This is a genomic window from Janthinobacterium sp. FT14W (genome assembly GCF_009208755.1).
Classification (GTDB): Bacteria; Pseudomonadota; Gammaproteobacteria; order Burkholderiales; family Burkholderiaceae_D; genus Janthinobacterium; species Janthinobacterium violaceinigrum.
The window spans coordinates 137,099-158,267 of the sequence record NZ_WFLL01000004.1 but is presented as its reverse complement, the minus strand read 5'-3'; the positions used below and the strand labels follow the sequence as shown (position 1 = coordinate 158,267).

5 protein-coding genes are annotated in these 21,169 nt (G+C 63.1%); all 5 read right to left on the bottom strand.

Going from position 1 to position 21,169, the window contains the following annotated elements; all coding sequences use genetic code 11:
• Positions 1 to 12: 12 nt before the first annotated feature.
• A complete protein-coding gene (locus GCN74_RS05250) occupies positions 13 to 15,657 on the bottom strand; it encodes an SDR family NAD(P)-dependent oxidoreductase (protein ID WP_152255660.1) in 15,645 nt (5,214 codons plus the stop codon).
• 192 nt (positions 15,658 to 15,849) lie between these two features.
• Positions 15,850 to 16,596 carry an START domain-containing protein gene (locus GCN74_RS05245; RefSeq protein WP_152255659.1) on the bottom strand — a complete coding sequence of 249 codons (747 nt, stop codon included), beginning with the start codon at positions 16,594 to 16,596 and terminating at the stop codon, positions 15,850 to 15,852.
• A gap of 84 nt (positions 16,597 to 16,680) precedes the next feature.
• Positions 16,681 to 17,973 carry an FAD-dependent oxidoreductase gene (locus GCN74_RS05240; protein WP_193316974.1) on the bottom strand — a complete coding sequence of 431 codons (1,293 nt, stop codon included), beginning with the start codon at positions 17,971 to 17,973 and terminating at the stop codon, positions 16,681 to 16,683.
• Entirely contained in the window at positions 17,970 to 19,181 is a 1,212-nt protein-coding gene (locus GCN74_RS05235) for a hypothetical protein (protein ID WP_152255657.1), read from the bottom strand. Before GCN74_RS05235 ends, GCN74_RS05240 begins: the two co-directional genes overlap by 4 nt.
• A 330-nt stretch (positions 19,182 to 19,511) precedes the next feature.
• Entirely contained in the window at positions 19,512 to 20,903 is a 1,392-nt protein-coding gene (locus GCN74_RS05230; protein WP_152255656.1) for a TolC family outer membrane protein, read from the bottom strand.
• Positions 20,904 to 21,169 lie beyond the last annotated feature (266 nt).

The following is a 21,169-nucleotide window of genomic DNA, read 5'->3' as shown; positions in this document are numbered from 1 at the left end:
CTATAAATCCTATTATCCTAGTTTCACTGCTGCATCAAGGGACACTTCCTTGTTCGCGATCTGCTCGATCAGTGCCTCGTAAAATTCGCCATCAAAAGTCATGTCATCGCCGGCAGCGGAGGCTTCCACCTCCTGCGCGCTGGCGCCGGCCTGCACAAAGCGGCAGCTGAAACCGCGCATCTGCACACAAACGTTGCCGGTATCGTCGCAAAGGTCGATATCGACCTGGGTGGCCGGTCCGTCACCAGATGCCCCGGCTGCGCGGCGTACCCACGCATACATCTGCTCGGTGCAGGGCGCTACCATGCGCAGGCTGCTCAAGGCAAAAGGCACGAGGGGGGTATTCGGCAGCACCTGCCAGTTGTCAGTCAGCCCCAGCATGGCCTGCAAGGCACTGTCCAGCATGCTTGGATGGAGTACATAGTGTTGCTTTTGTGCAACAACCTCCTGCGGCAGGCGCAAGCGGGCAAGCAACTGCTGCTGCCCCGCCTGGAACCATTCGATCCCGCGGTGCGCGGCCCCATAAAAGAGGCCCATGGCGTCGAACGCGGCATAAATTTCAACCGCGTCGCGCCGGGCGCCGTTCATGTGCTGCAGCGATTTCACATCGATGGGCGCGGGAACTGGCTGCGGACGGACCGCCGCACGGCCCTGGCAGTGCACGACGTCTTCGCCATTGTTGCGGCTGTGAATGCGAAATTCGATCTCATCGTTCATGCCGGCGCGGGAGCCAGGGGCCAGCGAGATGAAAATTTCCTTCTGTTCCTCCACCACGACCGGCCTTATCCATACGGTGTCGCACAATTCGGGCGTGTCCAGACTTCCGCGCAAGGCATCGGTCACGGCCATCCTGGCCATTTCCAGCATGGCAACCCCCGGCAGGACCTTGTGCGTTGCGCCGTCGGGCATGCGGACCCGATGGTCGGACAGAAATGATTCTTCGCCACTGAAAGTTGCGCTGTAGCACTGCGTCGTGAAATCAGACACATTGACCTGGACCAGCGGATGCAGGAAGGGGCTGTTGCGATCCGCCGAGAGCTGGCCGAAAGGATCGGCGCTGAGGGTGTTCCAGTAGCGTTCCTTGGCGAACGGATAGGTCGGTACAGGAATGCGCCTGGGTTTGGCGTCGCCGTATAAGAGAGCCCAGTCCATGTCCACGCCGCGTGTCCAGAGCTGGGCCAGCCTGCCAAGCTGGCGTTTGGCCAGGTGATTGGCAATCAGCACTTCCCTGACGTCGGGATCCTCGGTGATCAGCGCGACCTGGGCCTTGTTGGCGCCTACCTGTCCGCGATAGGTGCCAACGGCATCGCTGCGTCCGTCCAGATAGCCCTGCAGTTTCTGGACCAGCTGGTCGATGGTGGCCACCATGAATACCAGCCGCTCATTCATCGCCGTCCTGCCTGCCTGCAGCGTATACGCCAAGTCCGCCAGATCCACTGACGCTTCCTGGCGTAGCAGCATGCCCAGCAGGTCGGATACGAGCTGGCGTAGCTGTTCCGCGGTCTTGGCCGACAGCGGCACGGGCATCTCGCCATCTTGCGTCAGCACCTGGAGGCCGGGGCGCGCGCCGCCGTGCTCGCGGTATTCCTCCACCACGATGTGGGCATTGGTGCCGCTGAAGCCGAATGAACTGATTGCCGCCAGTCGCCGCTTGTCGCCATCGGCTTCCCAGGCAAGCAGGCGGTCGTTCACGAAGAACGGACTGCCGGCGAGATCGATGTGCTCGTTAAGCTGTTGGAAATGGATCGTGGGCGGCAGTTGGCGATGGCGCAGGGCCTGAATCAGCTTGATGAAACCCGTGATGCCGGCAGCCGCCAGGCAGTGGCCGATGTTGCTCTTGACCGAACCCAGTGCGCAGTAGCCAGCCTTGTGCGTGTAATGGCCAAACGATTTCCTCAGAGCCTGCACTTCAATTGGATCGCCCAGCTTGGTTCCGGTGCCGTGCGCTTCGATGAGTCCAATTCCGCCCGGATCGATCTGGTAGCGCTGGTAAATCTCGTGTTGCAGCTTCGCCTGTGCTTCCGGATTGGGTGCTGTGATGCCATTGGTTTTACCATCCTGGTTGACGCCCCAGCCGCGAATGACACCGTAGACGGTGTCGCCGTCGCGCTGCGCGTCGGCAAGTCGCTTGAGCACAACCGCCGCTACCGCTTCGCCGGGGACAAAGCCGTTTGCGCGCTGGTCAAAGGTAAAGCAGCGTCCTTCGGTCGAGAGCATGCCGGTTTGTGCTGTCTTGATGTGCATTTCCGGGCCGCTCATGACGTACACGCCGCCGGCCAGCGCAATTGAGCTACTACCGGACACCAGGCTGTCGCACGCGCTGGCAAGTGCCACCATCGACGACGAACAGGCCGTGTCGATGGCCAGGGATGGCCCCTGCAGGTTGAGGAAATAGCTGATGCGCGCTGACAGGATTGAGTTGGAGGAACCGGTGAAACCCTGCGCGCTCAGCCTTTGCTGGGCCGAACCGTGGTGATAATCACCATCGGCGCAGCCGACAAAGACACCGCATTTGCTGCCGGACAGTGCCTGCGGATCATATCCGGCATGCTCGATGGCTTGCCAACACGTTTGCAGGAACAGCCGCTGCTGCGGGTCCATGCTTTCCGCTTCGCTCGGAGAGATGTTAAAGAACAGCGGATCGAAGCAGGCGTAGTCCTCCAGCGCTCCCATCCAACGGCTGTTGGTCTTGCCTGCCAACGCTGCACCTGGACGGTAATAGGCATGCATGTCCCAGCGCTCGGCCGGTATTTCGCTGATGCAATCTTTGCTAGCAGCGATATTGCGCCAGAATTCGTCGACGTTGCGCGCCTGCGGAAACTGTCCCGCCATACCGACCACGGCAATCGCGGCGGGTCCGGCGGTGTCCAGCGCTGGCGGTGGTGTTTGCGCGCGCGTGACGGCCTGCGGCGCCGGCCGGGAAACGTTGCGGCCGGCCCCGCGGCGTGACGCGAGCGGCGCGGGCATGAAGCGGGCGGGATGGGCAAGCACGGCAGGTGCAGGGGCTGGCGCGTCCGGGTAGCCGGCCTGGAACGGCTGCGCCGGCATCCTCTGCCCCACATATGCACTGAGCTGCGCAAGGGTCGGGTAGCTATAAATCTGCATCGCCTCGATCGCCGTCCCATACTGTTCGTTAATCTTGCGTACCCAAGTGACGCCGCTGACGGAATCCAGCCCGAGGTCGACGAACTGGACTCCTTCATCAATGTCTTCCTCGCGCATCTGAAGTTCCTGGGCCAGCAGCGCCCTGATACCTTCCAGCATGGCAGGGGCACGGGTCTGGCCGCCAGGCCGCGTGCTCAACTCTAGCGCTGGCGCGGCCGGCGGCTGCGGCTCCCTCTCAAGCGGTGCAGCAGCAGGCATGTCCACGGCGTCGGCACGCATCTGTTGCCGAACATAAGTGCCGAGCTGGCGCAAAGTGGGGTGGCTATAAATCTGGATGGCGTCAATCGCGGTGCCATAGTGCTCATTGATCTTGCGCACCCAGGTGACGCCGCTGACAGAATCGAGCCCCAGGTCGACGAATTGCACCTCCTCGCCGATGTCCTGCACGCTCATTTGCAGTTCCTGGCCCAGCAGCGCCTTGATGGCCATAACGATATCGCCTGCACTGGCGTTGCCGGCCGACGCAGTGCCGACGTGGCGCGGCGCCGCTTTCGGCGACGGCGCCTCTGGCGCGCCCTCGCCGCTCCCGGCAAACCGCTCCAGGATGCGCTGCAGCGTGTCGGGCCGCCCGACAAAAGTCCTGGCGTGCATGTCCAGTTCGAGCCGATAGGTGTCGTCCAGCGCCTGGCGCATTGCTTGCGCCAGCTGATCTTTGATGCCGATGAGCACGGCGCGCGGCAGGCGGATCAAGTCGCGGGCCAGCCGCAAGGCCTCCGCGACTACCTGGTCAGGCGTGAGCACGGGCTGCGCGATGCCGCGCTCACGCAGTTCCCTTCCGGTATACTGATTACCGGTCAGCAGCGTTTCGCGGGCCAGGTCGTAGCCCAGCCTTTCCGGGAATGCCAGCGTGGCGCCGGCACCAGGCGTGAAGCCATAATTCATGTAGGGACTGACGTAGCCGCTGCGTTCGCTGAACAGAGTGAAGTCTGCAAACATGCCGAGCGCCCAGCCGGCCCCAATGCCATGTCCTTGCATGGCGGCGATCACAGGAATCCGGCAATGCAGCGCGAGGTCGAAAATGGCCGCGTCAGTAAAGCGCGCGGTGCCGGCCTGGATCGCCAGCAGGTTCTCCTTGGTACCGCCGCTGGCGAAATAGGTGCCGTAGCCGGTCAGGACGACGGTTTTGTACCCGGGGGTGGCAGCGATATGGGCGAACACTTCGTTCATGCCAGCAACCAGGCTTTCCGAGAACATGTTCCTGGCACGCTGGTCTTCCATCCTGACCAGCACGATACCGTGCTCCAGTACCGTCGCGCTCACCACCTGCGATGCGAGCGCGATAGCGCCCTCGTGCGGTGCCGGAGCGTCTTCTGTGCTGACAGGGAGCGCACCGCCATCGGCGACGGGCGCGCTGCATGGCGCGCGCCAGAATGCCAGCGTGGCTGCGGGGACCGCGGCCCAGCGCGTGGCCAGTCCGAGTGCTGCCGCCATGCTCTTGCCAGGACGCGCCACGGTAAGCGTGCCATTTTTCGCGTAAAGCGCAGCGCCAGAGAATACCGTGCCCTGGAAAAGCAGCTCTTTGGCCAGCGTGCCTCCCATGCTGCGCGCGAATGCTGCGGCTGCGATCGCAGGCCAGGGACAATCAGCGGCATCGGCGGCATACATCGCCTCGCTGCCATACACGCTTGCGTCGCAATGTTGCGTCAGCAGCCATGCGAGACCGTGCGTAGATGTCTCGTTGATGGCGATCACGGGCATGGGCGCTGCCAGCAGCAGGCCGCGCAGACGCAGGAAGGCGGCGGCGTGGCGCTCGCTCAGCGGCAGGAAGCCGGCCACTTCGCTGGCCAGGATCAGGCAGGCGTACGAGTGTCTGGCATTGATGCGCTCCAGCAGCGAGCACAGTTCCGCCAGCAAGGCAGGCACATCCGCGCTCGACGACGCCCGCACGGTTACCGCGAGTACATGGCCGCCGCTACCAGGCAGCTGCTCGCGCCGATAGCCAAGATGCACGCCGATCAACTTATCATCCTCGTCCAGTGGTGCATGGCTGATTACCGCGACAGGCTCGGCGCGTGCCAGCTTGCCCGCCAGCGCCGACAGGTCACGGTTGAGATGGCGCTTCAGCAGCTGTAGCGCATCAAGCGGCTTGTCGGCCAGCTGCGCGCCCAGCTGTCGCCCAAAGGCGACTACAAGTTCCGGCGCCAGTACCGGGAACGTATGCCCGCGCGCCTGCAACTGGCGGCCGGTGCTTTCGTCGGACATATGCAGCAGATCGAGCGCCCTGCTGCCGCCGAAGCGCGTGGCCAGCAAGCGGAACTGGGCCGTGGACGGTGGGGATGCCTGTTGCATGCCAACGCCGTAGCATGCGTCCGTACTGCAAATCATGAAGTCGCACAAGGCACCCACCAGCAGTCCCAGGCCTGTTGCATCGCCCTGCATGAGCGCGATGAGCGGCAGCGGGAACGCTGCAATGCTGTCAAATAGTCCCAGTTGGATCGCGGCATCCACATGACATTCCTCGCCGCGCAAGAAGACCGAATCACTACCCTGCAGGATGACTACTTTGGCACCCGCCTGCTTTTTTACCTCGGACAGGGCGCTAAGCAATTGTTGTTGTACATCCATGCTGGCCACATTCGCGCCATCGAGTGTTCCCAGCAAGATGGAAAATATCCCGTTTCCGTCGTCAAACAAGTGTACCGCCGCGGTTGCCGGCGCACCCGCCTGCCCAGATAATGGAGCGCCGGGTGGTGCGAGCTGGATGAACGGCTGCGGCAGGCGCTTGACGGGAGGGGTGGACATGCACGTGCCTGCAGGCTGCAAGCTGGCCAGCGCAATACGCGTCGGTTTCAGGACCGGTCCGGGCCGGCGTAGCAGCCGATCCGCCTGCGCCGTGTACATGAACCCGACAGGCACCGGCGTGGACAACGCCGGTCCGGCCGGCTGCGCCTGTGCCTGAGACACTGTGTCGGTCGGTGGCATGTGCCGCGGCGCCTGATCCGATCCATGCAGGCGATATTGAAGTCCTGCTATCTGAATGCACACCTTCCCGGCCGAATCGATCAAGTCGATATCGTACGCAATGACGCCAGCCGGTGTATCCAGGCCATCGGCCACGCGCACCCAGGCCAGCATGCTGGCCGCGCAGCCGTGCAGCGCGCGGACCGAAGCGGCCGCATGCGGCATGGATGGCTGTCCCGTCATGCCGAGGGAGCCAGCTGCCAGAACGAGGCATGCCTGCATGGCAGCGTCCATCAGGGCTGGATGCAGCACATAGGCATGCGACTGTGCCGCTATCTGCTGCGGCAGCTGCAGCCAGGCAAGCACTTGCCCCTGTGCAAGCGTGATACGCTCCACAACACGGAGCGCGGCATCCCTTTCCTGTCCCATGACAGCGAGCTGATCATAGAATGCCTTACTCGTCAGCCGCTCGCCCTGCAGGCGCTGCTCCAGGCCGTCGACATTCAGTAAGGGGGAGGTTCCAGCCGCCTTGTATGCACCCCGGCCCTGGCACAGGACATGTTCTGTGCCATCATCGGCCTGACTGTAGACCTCGTAGTCGACAAAGCCATCTTCATTGGCATGGAGGGCCACGCTCACCGTACTGGCATCAGTCGCCGCTGGCGCAAGCGCCCAAGCCGCATGCGTCAATTCGAGCGTCCCGCCCTGCTGCGCTTGCGGCAGCGCGAGCACCAGCGCGGCATGCGCCATTTCCAGGCTGGCAGCCGGCGTCAGTTCATGTTGCGTAAAAAACCACTCCTGGCCCGTGAAATTGCTGCTGTAGCGCTGCTCGCTCAAGTCCGATGTGTTGGCGTGCACCAGCGGATGCAGCATGCTTAGGTGGAGAGCGCTGCTGTGCGGCTCACGTTGCTGCGCGATGTCGACCCAGTAACGTTCCCGCGCAAACGGATACGCCGGCAGGCTCACACGCCCTGGCTTGCCATTCACGTACAGCTTGCTCCAGTCCACCTCCAGGCCCTTGACCCACAGTTCGAGCAATTTGCCGAGTTTTTTGCGGGCGATCCATTTGTCGACCGCTTCCTGCATGTCCTCGTCCTGGCTGATGAGTCCCATGCCCTCCCGGCTGCGCCTGGCATGGCCGCGGTAGGCGTCTTCGCCATCCTGTTCGCCCAGCACGAAGGCCTGCAGCTTTTGCATCAGCTGCCCGGCGCTGCCGGCCAGCAGGCCAAGGCGTTCGTCCATCGCTTCGCGTCCCACCTGCAAGGTGTAGGCCACGCCAGCCAGGTCGGCGCTGTCGCCCTGGCGCGCCAGATAGGCCAGCAGATCCTGCGCCTTGTGCTGCAGCTGCTCGGCGGTGCGCGCCGACAGCACGATGACGGCCGGTCCCGTGGCGCTGTACGCGGGCTGGCCGCCGCCCCGGTATTCCTGCACGATCATGTGTGCGTTCGAGCCGCCGGCGCCGAACGAGGACAGGCCGGCGATGCGGTCGATCTCGCGTCCGTCTATGCGCGGGCGCTCCCAGGCAACGCGCTGCTGGTTGACGACAAAGGGCGTGCGGCTGAAATCGATGTGCGGATTCAGCTTGCTCGAATGGAGCGAGGCCACGATCTCGCCATGGCGCATCTGCAGCAGCACCTTCATCAGGCCGGCAATGCCGGCGGCCGATTCGCAGTGGCCGATATTCGACTTGGCCGAGCCGATACGGCAAAAGCCGTGCTCTTGCGTGTAGTGGCCGAAGGCGCGGCTCAGGGCGGCGATCTCGATCGGGTCGCCCAGCTTGGTGCCGGTACCGTGTGCTTCGACGTAGCTGATGTGGCGGGCGTCGACGTTCGCTGCCGCCAGGGTGCGTGCAATCGCTTGGCTTTGCGCGTGCGGATTCGGCACCGAATAGCCGTTGGTCTTGCCGCCGTGATTGAGTCCGCTGCCCAGGATCAGGCCGTGGATCTGGTCGCCGTCGCGCTGCGCTTCGGACAGCCGCTTGAGCACCACGATGCCCACGCCTTCGCCCGGGATATAGCCGTCGCCGCCCTCACCGAAGCTCTGGCAGTGCCCGTCGCTGGAGATGAACTGGCCGGCGCTGAGCATCAGGTATTTCTGCGGGTGGATGCTGATGTTGACGCCGCCGGCAATGGCCATGTCGGTGCGGCCCAGCTTGAGATCCTGGCAGGCAAGGTGGATCGCCGTCAGCGATGACGAGCACATGGTGTCGAGCGTCATGCTCGGCCCGTGCAGGTTGAGCGCATACGACACCCGGTTGGCGATGCTGGCGAAGCTGCCGAATAGGGGCAGGCCCTTGCCGTTCACCCCGGCTTCGGCGCCGAACAGCTGGTATTCGCTGTACATCACGCCGGCATATACCCCTACCTGGCCGGACAGGTCGCCAGCCTGCGCGACCTGCAAAGCGGCGCGGGTGTAGCCGGCGTCTTCCATGGCCATCCAGGCATGCTGCAGGAACAGCCGTTCCTGCGGGTCGATATTGCGCGCTTCGCGCGGCGAAATATTGAAAAACAGCGGGTCGAACTCGTCCACGCCTTCGATGAAGCCGCCCCACTTGCTGTAGTGGCGGCCCGGCTCGGTGCGGTCGGTGCTGTAGTGCGCGCGCCAATCCCAGCGCGCGGCCGGCACCTCGGTGACGCAGTCGATGCCTTCGCGCAGGTTGTGCCAGAAGGCGTCAAGGTCGCGCGCCTGCGGATAGCGTCCGCTCAGGCCGATGATGGCGATCGCTTCATCCGGGCGGTTTGGCGCCGGCACCGGTGAGCCTGGGGCGGCGGCGGGCCGCATTATGCTCAGACGTTCATGCGGGCGCAGGGACTGGCGTGCAGGCGCGCCAGCGACGCCAGTGGCCAGCGCGTGCCTGGCCGGGGTGGGGAACGCCGCCTTTGCCTGGGTTGCCACGTAGTCAGGCGCAAGACGATCGAGTACTGCCTTCAAGGTTGCGTTTTCAAAGAAGAAAGTCGGCGTCAGTCCCACGCCGAGGCGCATGTTGATCAACGCGGTCAGTTCGGTCAGGCTGATGGAGTCGAGTCCATACTGGCTCAATTCACTTTCATCGTCGAGTTCTTCCACCGGCGTCTTGAGTAGCCTGGAGACCATGCTGCGCAGGATGCGGCGCAGATCGTCACGCGCTGCCGCGGTGCCCTGCTCAGGCGCGCCGGCAGTTCCCTGTGCCTCGCCGGCTGCCGCCTTGGTAGACACAGTGCCGGCGTCGCCTCCATGCGCCATCGACAGGCGCAGACGCTTCGGGGTGCCGTACGTCACCAGCACTTGTTGATGGACGCCAGCGAGCGCCTGGTAAAATGCCGTCAGTCCCTGGCGCGTCGGCAACGACTCGATACCCTGGCTGCGCAGGTGGCGCTGTACGGCCGGATCGACCCGCATGCCGCCCTGCTCCCATAGTGGCCAGTTGATGGCAAGGATACGCCGGGCGCCACGGGTGCCTGCCTGCACCGTGCGACGAATGTCCGCGTAGCGATCCATGAAGGCGTTCGCCGCCGCGTAGTCGGCCTGGCCGGCATTGCCCAAGGCTCCCGACGTGGACGACATGCAGACGATCCAGTCGAGATCACTATGCGCGCTGGCGTTGTCAAGGTTGATCAGGCCCGCTATTTTCGGTGCGAAGACCTTGCCCAGTTGCGGCGTCTGCTTCTTGGCCAGCAAGCCATCCTGCAGCACGCCGGCGCCATGAATGATGCCGTGAAGCTTGCCAAAACACGTATGAATGTACGAGATCAGCTGCGCCACCTGGCTTGCATCGGCAACATCGACTTGGCGGTACTCGATCCGGGTGCCGAGCGCCTCGATCGCGGCAAGCTGGGCCCGCTTGCTGCCATCAAGAGCATTGCGGCCCGTCAATATCAGCACGCCGCCCGGTGCTTGCTCCGCGATCTCGCGCGCGAAAATCAGTCCCAGGCCGCCGGCGCCGCCGGTCAGCAGGTAGACGCCCTTGTCGCGCCACGGCAGCTCATCGGCCATGCTCGCCGCAGGGGCCAGCTCCTCCCATGCCTCTGCAAGGCAATGGCCTTGCGCGTAGCGCAGCTGGGTTGCTTGCGGCACCGTTGCGCACTCGGCCAGCTTGAGCGCCAGGCTTTCAGCCGTTTCGCCGGCGGCAACTTCGACAACTTGCCCGATCAGTTGCGAATGTTCGATGCGTGCAGTCTTGAGCAGCCCGGCCAGGCCAGCCAGCACTGTATTGTCGCCTTCGGCCGGCACGACCACCTGCACCAGGACGGGCGCTGCCGGGCGATGCTCAAGCAGCGCATACAGTTCCGACCAGAGGCGCTGCGCATAGTCCTGGTAGCGTGCGTGCAGTTCTCCCGCTCCAGCCAGTGCCACGCAGCGCGCACCGAGCCGCTGTTCGAGCTCGCTGGCTGCCACGTCGCCCAGGTCGCACAAGAAGACCAGCTTCTGGCCAACCGCGGGCCTGGCCGCCGGCGCCAGCGGCACCGGCGCACGCCAGACGCGCTGCCATAGCAGCATGGCGGCGGCATCGCGCGAAGCCAGATCGGCGGAACGAACGCTCATGCCGCCGATCTGGACGCAGACCCGGCCCTCTTCGTCACACAGGTCAATATCCAGTTTTTCAACGGCTGCGCCGGCCAGACTGCCCTCGCTGCGGCGGCATACCGCCCACATCGACGCGGAGCAGGCCTGGTGCACTTTTAGGTGCTCGATGGAATAAGGGACCGCGAACTGGCGCCCGTTGGCCAGCAGATTGAGTGCGGCGGTCGAGCCTTGCACCGCCGCATCCATCACGCTCGGGTGTAGCAGGTAGGCTCCCGCTCCAGCCGTCACGATGGCGGGCAGTACCAGCCTGGACAAGGCCTCGGTGTCGCTCCACCACACGTCAGCCAGTCCTTGCAGCGCGGCGCCGTAAGCAAACCCGGCGCTGTCAAAGCGCGCGTACAGGGCATCCGCACCCAAATGGTTGGCTTCGCAGCGGGCGCGCACTTCGCCAATGTCAATCTGACGCGGCAGCACCCCATCCAGCAAGCCGGCCCTGCCTTGGCTGTAGACCACCTTCCCGCCAGTTTCATCGGGGCCACAAATTTCAAAGGCAATCTCGCCGTGATCGTCGAGCGACATGACGATCTCGATCTCGACCGGGGTTTCCTGCACGACGACCGGCCGCAACCAGACGGTATCCTTGAGGCAGATACCGCTGCCATCGTCAAGGCCTGCGGCGGCGGCTACCGCCGCACGTGCCATTTCCAGGTAAGCGACGCCAGGCAGAATGCGCTTGCCCAGCAGGACATGGTCGGACAGGAAGAATTCGTTGCCGGTGAACTTGGTGGTGAAGCGCTGCACGGAAAAATCGGAGTTATTCCGATGCAGCAGCGGGTGGACGCTGTCCGATGCCATGCTGGCTTGCGCGCGGTCTGCCGGTTCCGGCGGCGGAACCCAATAACGGTCACGCGCAAACGGGTAGCCCGGCAGCGTGATCCGCCGCGGCTGTTGGCCTGTCAGCAGCGCGGCCCAATCGACCGCCGCCCCGCTGGCCCAGAGGCGGGCCACCTGCCGGACTTCACCACGTTCGAGCGCGGCACGCAGATAATGCTGTGCTTCGGCGCCCGCCAACAGTGGCTCGTCAGGGCGCGCCGCCTTGGCGCTCACGAAATGAACGTGATCATCCTTGTCGCCGGCCAGGAATCCCTGGAGTTTGCGTTGCAATTCTTCCATCGAATGCACGACCAGGGCGAGCCGCCCTTCCATCGCGGTACGGCCGCATTGCAGTGTCCAGGCCAGGTCATCCAGGCGAGGCGGGGCAGCGGCACGCTGCGCGATAAAGGCGAGCAGCGCTGTGCAAGACTGGCGCAACTGGTCGTCGTTCTTTGCTGACAAGACAATGATCTGTGCATCGGCCGTAGCGGGGGCCAGCGGCCGGGCATCGATGAACTCGCGTACCAGCACATGCGCACTGACGCCGCCAAAGCCGAACGAACTGACGCCGGCGCAGCGCGGCCCGGCCGACGCCGGCTTGGTCCATGGCTGCGTCGCCGACACCACCCGAAACGGGCTGCCTTCGAGGTCGATGTGTGGATTGAGCTCGCGGAAGTGCAGATTGCCCGGCAAGGTCTTGTGCCGCATGGCCAGCAGGATCTTGAGCAGGCCGGCGATACCCGCCGCGCCTTCCAGGTGGCCGACGTTGGTCTTGACCGAGCCGATATGGCATACCCAGTCGGTTGGCGCCGCCTGGCCCGACTGCTTGAGCAGGCCGTCGAACGCCTGCCTGAGCGCGGAAATTTCGATCGGATCGCCTAGCCTGGTGCCGGTGCCGTGCGCTTCGATATAGTCGACCTGGAGCGGCGACATGCCAGCATCGGCATACGCGCGGGTGATGACGTCGCACTGGGCCTGCGGGCTTGGCGCCGTGAGCGAGCTCGCTTCGCCGCCATGATTGACGGCGGAACCGGCAATGGTGCCGTAGACCTGGTCGCCATCGGCCAGTGCCTGTGTCAGCGGCTTGAGCAGCACGAGACCTGCCCCTTCACCCCGGATATAGCCATCGGCTTCACGGTCGAACGTATGGCAGCGGCCGGTTGGCGAGAGCATGCCGGCACGTACGAACGCGCGCGTATTGCCGGGCGCGCAAATGAGATTGACGCCGCCGACCACTGCTTGCGCGCATTCACTCCTGCGTAACGACTGGACCGCATCATGCAGGGCAGCGAGCGAGCTGGAACAGGCGGTGTCGATGAGCAAACTTGGACCTTTGAGGTCGAAGAAGTACGAAATGCGGTTGGGCAGAATCGAGCCGTAGGTACCGGTGGCAGTGTGGGCCGAGACGGTATCGCCCTGGGCAACCATATCGCGATAGTCGAAATGGCAAGCGCCGATCCATACGCCTGTGGCGCTGTCGCGCACCGATTGCGGGCTATACCCGGCATCTTCGAACAATTCCCAGGTCAGTTCCAATAGCAAACGCTGCTGCGGATCGATCAATTCGGCCTCGGCACGGGAAATGCGGAAAAATCTGGCGTCGAAGGTGTCGATATCGTCGAGATAGCCGGCCACTTCAAAGCGGCGTGCAGCGGCATCCGAGTGTGGCCACCACCAGCGGTTCTCCGGGACCGGCTTGATGCCATCGATGCCGTCGCGCAGCAGTTGCCAAAAACCGTCCGGTGCTCCGCCTGGCAGGCGGCATGCGATCCCGACCACGGCGATCTCTTGGCCCAGTGCAGGGGCGCGGCTGGTCGATGCCGCCTGTGCAGTTGCGGCCGGCGCCACTGATGCGGTCTTCTGCGCCAGGGTGTTGGCGGCAGCAGGCGTTTCCTGCGCCTGCGCGACGATGGCGGAAACGGCTGGCCGGGGCTTGCCTGCCATCGCTGCCGCGACCGCGACAATGGTGTTGTGGCGGAACAGGAAGGTCGAGTCGAGGGGGCGGCGCAGATGTTCACTCAGCAGGGAGCGCAGCTGCAGTAGTTGCATCGACTCGAGCCCCATTTCCATGAAAGGCTGGGTACGCGAGAGCTTCTGTGGCGGCGTGCCGCCTTCGGCTTCAAGCGCCGTGCGCACCAGCCTGTCGACCAGCGCTTCCAGGTCGAGCGGGTGCTCCGGCTCTGCAGCAGGCACAATCGGCTGGCCTGGCGTGGCGCTGGCGCGCAAGTCATAATGCACCAGCACGCCGCAGCCGTGGTTATCGACATCTTCGGCGCGAAAATCCTCGACCAGTCCGACGATCTCGGCGCCGTGGCTCTCGTGAAAGTTCAGCAAGGGGTCCACCAGTTGCCCTCCTGCCCTGCGCAGGCGGATATAGGCCTCCTGCGCCAGCGGTGGCTGATGGCTGCCGTACGCGCTGCAGCGCGATACCGCCGCGACGCGCGCGATGTGGTTGCAGCTGCGCGCATAGGACAGCGCGAAATCAATCAGCTGGTCGCCCAGGCCGCTGGCGCGCTTGCCAGGGTGGACATTGAGACTGATAAACTCGAGTACCGGGCCGTCTGCCTTGCGTACGCGGACGATTTCGCGCCAGTTCAGGCCGTATAAATCGTCCATGGTGCCGATCGGCTGGGTGTACAGCACGCCGATGGGCAGGCCATCCAGCTCCAGCACGAATATTTCATCGGGATGACAGGTCACGCGCCGCAACAGCTCTTCGCGCGGCGTGTGCATGGCATCGGCCCAGCATTGCTGGTCGATGTCAACCAGCGCATCGAGGTCGCCGGGCCGCGCGCCACGGATGATAAACGGCCGTTTTTCCAGGTGATGGATGGAGACCCGGGTGTAAGGAAACTGACGTGGCAAATGGTGAGAGGCACCCGGACGCGGGAACAGGCCGGTCTGGCCGCCGGCCCGCACAAATGCCTCGGGCTGCACCAGAAGGTGGCCACTAAAACTGTGCAACGCGTCCTGGTGGATGCTCTCCCGCTCGTCAAGAAAGCGGGTCGCAGTAGCGCTATCGACGGCATGTGCCTGGGCGACCACAATGCCATGCCGGCCGGTAATCTGTTGCCAGCGACGCAGAAAACCCGTCATGTCCTGCGTCTTGGCGCTCTCCTGGCGGCGCTCGACGAATAGGTGAAGATGCAAAATTGCATCCAGGTCAGTGATGCCCTGGCCTGCCAGGGCATCGACGATGGATTGCGGTTCTTCGATGTCGCAGCATAAGAGGAAATGGGAAGCGCCGCACAGGTTGCGGGCTGCCGCCTGCAGCATTTGTTCGCTGCAGGCGGCGCCCAGCAAGTGCAGCGGATGGCTGCCGAGCACACGTCCGCGCAGTGAGCGGGCGGCCACAGCATCATAAATCGCGCGCAGCAGCGAGGCGTCGCCGCAGGCGCTGTCCATCAGGTAGCTCGGCTGCGCGTCCACCGGTTCCTGGTTGAAGACCTCGACCACAGCATCGCAGATCTCGTTGAAATACATCTCACGCTGGAAAGCTCTTGCCATACGACGGAGCAAGGCATCGGCGCCCTGCTCGTCGCGGCCGCTCCCGGAAACGGCAAGAGGGTTGCCAAACATCACGTCGTCGATGCGGGCCAGCATTGGCTTGTACGACACCAGGCTGTCGCCCAGAAGCAGGCGCTGCAGCAAAGCGCGGCCGGTCTGCGTGAGCGCCGCCACGCCATCGGCTAGGCTGCACCAGCCCTTGTCTAGAAAGAGTGCGGTCACCGGCTCGCGCACCCGAGCATCCAGTCCGGCGAACGGCACTTCGTCAGCGGCTGCCCCGCGCAATGCGTACAGCAGCGGCAGCAGCGCTGCGCCGTCAAGCAGGTCGCGGGTCAATGGCGACGCCCCATGCCAGCCGGAACGCGACAGCGCGACCCATTTGCCAAACGGCCATTCGTAGCCCAGCGTCGCCAGTATGTCGTTTTCCGACAGGCGGTACAGGTCGCCCAGATCAGCGGGGAGCGCCTGGCTGTCCATGTGTTCGCCGGCAATAAAACCGCCTCCCTCGGTCTTGATCCAGCCAAGCGGCTCAAGCATGCGCAACGCCACTTCCAGCTGGCCAGCATTGGCGCCTGTGATACCGGCCAGTTCTTCGACAGTCATCGCCTTTGGTTCGGTAACGGCCGTGAACAGGCCGCGGTGCCGGCATGCCAAGATGATTGGAATAGCAACAAAACCGTGGGCAAATCGATTGAAGGCGTCATTCATTTGGATAGTCTCTGGTCTCACATGCTTGATACTGGTGTCGGCATCAGCCGAAGGCCTGGCCGCTTGCGCGAGCCATCACGCAAACGTTTATCGGTGCGAGGCTGATGCACGGCGCGCCTCCGGTGAACGCGCCGCATGCATTGCGTACGGAAAGCCAGGTGTACTGGCCGGTAAAACGATCGCCGGCAGTGGTCAGGGCGTCGGCTCCACCAGCCAGTCCGCTTTGGCATTGATGTACTTGGGCCGTTCAAGGTAGCCCTGCATCTTGGCGGCAAAGAAGGCCATCATGTCAGGGTGCGCCAAGTTGGCGATGATGTATGGCAGGGCGCCGCCCAAGTCCATATCGATGGTCCAGCGCACTTCGATTTCGCCGTTTTTCTGTGGCGTGAGCAGCCAAGTGTTCTCCGAGCGCCGTACGCGGACGCAGCAGTCATCGGTCGGGGTCAGGTCGGGCAGCGCCTGGAGCACGTAGAGCACGCTCTTGGTCTGCGGATCCTGGATGAAAATATTGCGCGAAACGAAATCGCGGTCCTTGAACGGGGCGGGAAACCCACCCTTCCACGTCGTCACCGTCGCTTGCGGGCCATGGCGCTGCAACTCCTTGCCGCCGTAGAAATTGACGTCGAGCTTGGCGTCGTAATCTTGCATAAAGGTCGTCATGGCGCCCAGCGTGGACTTGACCTTGAAGACGGCCAGGAATTTTTCCAGGCTTTGGCCCGGGATCTTCATGGAATAGACCTTGACGCCATTGGTATCACTCATGAGCTCCCACTTGCTCGAACCAGAATACACAAAAGCAAAGTGTGCGACCACGCCACTGACGAGCAACAGGGCGATGACGCCCAGTAAAAAGCGCCGCAGCTTGCGGCCCCAGCTGGTTGCCCGTTTGGGTGTCGCCACCGCGTCGCCCTGGTTTACGTCTTGTATTACTGCACTCATTTATTCCCCCAAAGAAAGTCCCACACGACAAAGAAAGCAATCCGGCCTCAACGGCCCCACCCATGCACTACCTAATTACACGCTTCAAAGAACCTGCTCGAGCCGCGCGGCGAGATATTTGCCAAGACAGACGAGCGTCAGTACTGGTGTCAAACGCACATTGACCGGCAAGATCGAGCAATCGACGACATGGAGATTTTTAAGTTCGGTTTGCAGCGAGGCGTCGATGTGTTCGCCAATCTGCAGCAGGCCGCCGACGTGAGCAGCCGACAGGCCCGAGCGGGTGATGCCCTTGCCGCCTGCTTGCGCAACAATGCGCTCGGCCAGTGCTGCGCCCTTTTCCAGCTTGGCCTTTTCCTCGCGGGTGAATTCCTTGTGCAGGCCGCCGTCGGCCCGTAATTCGCCGCCAAGCCCGTCGCGCACCATCACGCCGACGCCGATGTGGCTGCGATGGCGGAACAGATCCATGAATTTTCTGGTGGAAAGCATCTGGCCGCGGTACATTGAGCGGGGAAGGCAGCCGTCGCCGAGCAACAGGCCGTCCTCCTCCGCCATGGTCATCAGGCCAGGAAACAGGTCGCCGCCTTTGAGGCCGTCCACATGGCCAAAGACGATCATGGCCGGGTCGCAATAGAAGCCACGTGAGCCTACGTTGACGATACCGCTGCCGCGCAGGATCTGCGGTGTGGCCAGCGATCCTGCGGCAAGGACAATCCGGCGTCCGAAAGCCTGGCGCAATTCGCGGCGGCGGCCGATTTTTATCTCATATTCGACACCGGTGGCGCACCCGTCTTCCACCAGCACTTTTTGCACTGTGGCGCGCGTGATCAGCGTGGCGCCGCGTTGCACTGCCTCATCGACATAGCGTTTGGCGCGCCAGATGGCGCCATGCGAAAAGCCGTCCTTACACAGCGATTCTTCGGCCAGTAGCGACTTTGCCTTGTTCCAGGCCAGGCCCAGTTGCGTGGCGCTCTCGGCTACCTTGCGCACCTGTGCGCCCAGCAGGCGGTCGGGAATTGGGCAGGTGATCGGCAGTTCCCGCTGCGCCGCCGAGAGTGCTTCGGACAGATCGATGCCGAGTGGACGGAACAGTTCCAGCGGCGGGGTGTCGGCAATGCCGAAATACAGCGAAGTGGTACCGCCGGTGGTCAGTGCCCGCGCCGTGCCGGCACCTTCGGCAACCTGCATGAAATTGCCCACCGAGGCGAGGTAGATCAGGCCGTCGCGCGGGCTTGTATCGCCTCCGCGTTCGAGCAGCAGGACGCGCCTTCCTTTGCCGGCCAGGTCGCGTGCGACGGTTGCGCCGCCAGGTCCGGAGCCGACCACGATGGCGTCAAATTGCGCAGAAGCGGCGCGCGCCGGCGCAGCCACGCTCATTCGTGCTCCTCGCACACTTTGATGAACCACTCGTGACGCGGGTTGTCCCATTCGAACTGGCCCAGTTCTTCGTCGAGCGCGATCGAATTACAAAACTCATCCGGGAAAGTCTTGAGTCCCTTCGCCACGGCTGGCAGCAAGCCCGGCAAATCAGCATTGATGGCAAAGCCATACGGCTCCAGATGGCCGAAATGATGGGTCGAGTGTTGGGTCGCCTTACGGAAGTCGAACGGCAGCCTGGGAAAGATCCCCGGGACGAACTGGTGCGCGTCGATGTCGCTCTTGACTTCCATGCTCAGCGTAAAGAATGCGATGAGCGGGTTGTAGAAAGTCGAGGGGTAGCCGAGGCCATTGCGGAATAGGCCTTCCAGAAAACCATTGCCGCCAACGGCGATCAGGCCGAGCGGGATGGCATCGTGATGGCCGCCATGCAGGTAGAGGAAATCGAGCTCCGAATTGTGTCCCAGCCAGTGATCGCGATAAAACCACGCATTGATCGCTTTGTAGAACTGGCCATGGAGTGCCAGGTTGAGGACGCACACAAGCGGTGTGAACAGGACCGAAAACTGCAGGTAGGTAAGAACGAGGTACCAGGGCAGGACAAGGATCAGGTGTGCCAGCAGCCCCGTAACATAGGCGTGCACGATTTCATAGCGGATGCTGCCGCGCACCAGACCTACATTCTTCCATGGCGACTGCAGCAGCACCGAGCTTACGACATCGTGTTTGCGCCAGTGGTCGACCAAGCTGACGGTGCGATAAATGAAAAAACCGCCCAGATGCAGATACAGTAAGCCAAAGCCGACCTGGCGCATGAACTCGACATGGTGCGGCCAGCTGGGGGTAGCCTGAATCAGGACGTTCTCCAGCAATACCAGGCCGAGGGCCGGCCAGTACAAGCGCGGCAGGTTTTCAATCTTGTGCGCGAACAGATAGATGATTTCCTGGGGGCGGCGCAATAGCAGCGGCATCTTGAAGAGCACGCCATGGCGCACGGAAAATGAAACGATCATGAAGAAGCACAGCGCCACGCCGAAGGCACAAAGCCATGGTTCCCGGCCGTAGGCGCCGTAGATGGCCGCAGCACACATGAGCATCATCAGCACGTAGTCAAGAAAGTCCGACTTCGCATAGTTGATCTTTGGCTTGTGCTTATACTTGCGGGCGCCGAACAACCTGTGAAATCGCCTCTTTTGCTTTTCTTGCATGAAAACGGCCTCTATCTTCGCTTTGTTAGAAAATAATTATTCTGTCTTTTTATGCAACTTCAATCTCAATAGTAATTGAAAAACATGTTTCCGGGGCGCATTTTTATAACATTTGTAAAATGGCCACAGCAACTGCCGCAGCGGTGTGAAAACAGCAGGAGACGCACCGTTATGTTCGCCTGGAAATGTGGTCAAGCTGGACGGTTGAGTGCTGCCCTGCGCACGCATTGCGCGCTGCTGAATGGCGTGCGGCATCAGGCCCCACGGCCGCCTGCGGCCCTGCATTCGGCAGTGGGCGGGCCGGGACTGGCCCACCCTGCCGGACCTGGATTACTGTGCCGCGGCGGGCGGCGGGCTGGCTGCAATGAGCCGGTTCAGCTCAGCCAGGCTGGCCAGGTCGAGCTTGCCGGCCGCCGCCTTCAGCTTGAGGCTGCGCAGCAAGACGTCGTAACGGACACGGTCCAGGTCACTGCGCGTCTGGTACAGCTGAGCTTGCGCATTGAGTACATCGAGATTGGGCCGCAAGCCCGCCTTGTATCCTTGCTGGGTGCCTGCCAGCGAGCTGCGGCTGGCCGTTTCTGCCGCCGCCAGCGCCGTTGCCCGTGCCATGGCGGTCTGCAGTTCAAAGTACGCACGCTCGGCGTTGCCTTCGCTGGCCTGTATCGCTGCGTCGAGATTATTGCGGGCCTGCTCTTGCAGCAGAACATTTTCTTTGACCAGGTTATGGCGCGTGAAACCGGCGAACAAGGGGAGGTTCATTTCCACGCCTAGCGAAGAGTTATTGCTGCGCCCTACCGTGAGGGAACTCAGCGCGCTGGCTTCGCCGCTTACCCGGTTCCTTGCCACAGAGCCGACCAGATCCACGGTGGGAAGGCCGGACGCATGTGCCCGGCGCGTGTCCAGTTTGGCACGGTCGAGTGCCAGCTTGCTGCGCTCGACCGAAGGGTGGCTGGCAGCATCGCGCAGCCATTGATCGAGCCTGCCGGCAGAAATGCGTGACGCAGCCGATTGCACCGCCATCTTCTGGGCCACAATGCCAGGCCGCCCGGTCAGGCGTTGCAGGGCCAGCTGGGCAATGCGCACATCATTGCCGGCTGCCATCTCTTCTGCCTCGGCCAGGCTGGCGCGGGCTTGGGCATCTTCCTGGTCCGTGATAATCCCAAGCCCGGCTTTGAATCTGCGGATCGCCGCATCGACCTGCGCGTCGATGGAGGCCTTGCTCAACTGCTTTGTTTCGAGAACGTCCTGTGTGGCCAGCACGTCGAAGTAGGCCTGCGCTACCCGCAGGATAAAGTCCTGCATCGTGATGTCAAAGTCGATCTGGGCACTTTGCTCTGCCACCTTGGCGATTGACACATCGGTCCCGAGCGCCGCGTTGAACAGGGGCTGGCGGAGCCGGAGTGTCACTACATTGGCTCGGTTATCCGCATGAACGCCAGCCCTGTCCGCGTCGCCCGGTACGCCGGCCCGCACATCGGTCGACGAGGCCACCATGTTCACGACGGGCAGCAAGGCGCCCCTGGCACGCGCCAGGCGCGGCGCGGCAGCCTGATACTGTGCATCGGCTGCCAGTATGCTGGCGTCATGCTGGCGCGCCAGCTCGAACACCTGGATCAGGTCTTCGGCACAGGCCGGGGCCGGCAAAATGGCGCATGCACCCAGAATGACGATCGTGGAAAGGCGAAGAGATACGCAAAACTTGCTGCAGGAAGGAATCGTCATCAGGTATCCGGCCTGGCATGCCGGCCGGCGTCATCGCCGACTGATCCGCCCGACATAATATGAGTAAGAAAAAATAAGCTGCGAGCGAACATGAGCCACTGCAAACGCCCACGTCCACACCTTCCTCGCAGTACGCATCGCTTTCAAGCATCCCTTCTGCACGCAGTCTCTCGACGGCGTCCACTGCCATCGCTGCCATGGTGATGGTTCCGTCGGGCCCGCGGCGTGAACGTGGCGTCCTTTGGAAATCAAGACTATTTGGCAAT